This window comes from Candidatus Proelusimicrobium excrementi (assembly GCF_937881865.1).
In the GTDB taxonomy this organism is placed as follows: Bacteria; Elusimicrobiota; Elusimicrobia; order Elusimicrobiales; family Elusimicrobiaceae; genus Proelusimicrobium; species Proelusimicrobium excrementi.
On the sequence record NZ_CALGEO010000026.1, the window covers coordinates 1 to 1,825 of the forward strand.

Below are 1,825 nucleotides of genomic sequence, written 5' to 3' on the forward strand. Positions count from 1 at the left end.
CGACGTGGGCGGGAACGGATGAAGAACCTGCAAACTGAGCGTCACCGTGCATACGGCCCATGGTGTCGGTCATGCCGTAAGAGGCGGGGCCGGCGGCCATATTATCCGGGTGAAGCGTTCTGCCGGTACCGCCGCCGGAAGCTACGGAGAAGTATTTCTTACCGTGCTCGGTGGCCCATTTTTTATAGGTGCCGGCTACCGGGTGCTGGAAGCGGGTGGGGTTGAAACGTCCACATCCTCATGCCTCATAATTGCGACGCCTTCGTTTACATCGTCCGCGCCGTAGCATTTTACTTTGGCTTTATCGCCTTCGGAGAAAGCTTTTTCGCTTACAATCGTAAGTTTGCCGGTATAATAATCGTAAGAGGTTTCAACAAAGGTAAAACCATTGATGCGGGATATGATATAAGCCGCGTCTTTGCCCAAACCGTTAAGGATTACTTTAAGCGGTTCTTTTCTTACTTTATTGGCTGTTCTGGCGATACCGATTGCGCCTTCCGCGGCGGCAAAAGATTCATGGCCGGCCAAGAAGCAGAAGCATTTGGTGTTTTCGCGCAAAAGCATGGCGGCCAAATTGCCGTGGCCCAAGCCGACTTCGCGCTGATCCGCGACGGAGCCGGGGATGCAGAAGCTCTGCAAGCCTACGCCGATTTTTTCGGCAGCTTCGGCGGCGGTTTTCACTCCGCTTTTAATGGCGATAGCCGCGCCGACGGTGTAAGCCCAGACGGCGTTTTCAAAAGCGATGGGCTGTATGCCTTTTACGATTTTTTCTACGTCAATGCCTTTATCGTCGCAAATCTTTTTGGCTTCTTCCAAAGAGGCGATGCCGTTCTCTTTCAAAGCGGCGTTTATTTTATCAATTCTTCTTTCATAACCTTCAAATGTAATCATATTATTAATCTCCTCCGTGGTTACTCTTTGCGCGGGTCAATGGTTTTGACGGCTTCATTGAAGCGGCCGTAAGAATTGACGTTCTTTTCAAAGGCGGTCTTAGGATCTTCGCCTTTTTTGATGGCTTCCATCATTTTGCCCAAATTTACAAATTTGTAGCCGATGACTTCATTGTTTTTATCGAGGCCGATTTCAAGAACATAGCCTTCCGCCATTTCCAAATAGCGGGGGCCTTTGGCTTCGGTGCTGTACATCGTGCCGACTTGGGAGCGTAAGCCTTTGCCCAAATCTTCCATACCGGCGCCTACCGGCAAGCCGTCTTCGGAAAACGCGCTCTGCGTTCTGCCGTAAACGATTTGAAGGAAAAGTTCCCTCATGGCGGTGTTGATTGCGTCGCAGACCAAATCTGAATTTAAAGCTTCAAGAATGGTTTTGCCCGGTAAAATTTCCGCGGCCATAGCGGCGGAGTGAGTCATGCCGGAGCAGCCTAAAGTTTCAACCAAAGCTTCTTTGATTACGCCGTTTTTTACGTTAAGCGTAAGTTTGCACGCGCCCTGCTGGGGTGCGCACCAGCCCACGCCGTGCGTGAGGCCGCTGATATCGGTAATTTGTTTTGAATTGACCCATTTTCCTTCTTCAGGGATAGGGGCCGGATTATGTTTTGCGCCTTTGCAAACGCAGCACATATTATCAACGTGAGGGGTGCATTTTTCGCAGCTCATTGTTATCTCCGTATAAAAAAATTCTATTGCATATATATTTTACAATAAATAAAAAACATTGTTAAATCCGCTTTCGTCAAAAAACCCGGGAATTTTTCCATTTTCACCCCTTTACAAACGGGCAAAACCCTGTTATAATATTCAGGCTGTCAAGCAGATGCACCGGTGGCTCAATGGATAGAGCATCGGATTCCGGTTCCGAGGGTTGGGGG

The 1,825-nt window shown here is 49.1% G+C and carries 1 protein-coding gene and 1 pseudogene; both read right to left on the bottom strand.

Annotated elements, in window-relative coordinates:
- Positions 1-891, bottom strand: a pseudogene (locus ACQY26_RS01680) (GGGtGRT protein); the annotation flags it as partial.
- Positions 892-911: 20 nt separating this feature from the next.
- The gene (locus ACQY26_RS01685) at positions 912-1,613 is read right to left on the bottom strand and encodes an iron-sulfur cluster assembly scaffold protein (protein ID WP_428047347.1); all 702 of its coding nucleotides are present in this window, start codon (positions 1,611-1,613) and stop codon (positions 912-914) included.
- Positions 1,614-1,825 lie beyond the last annotated feature (212 nt).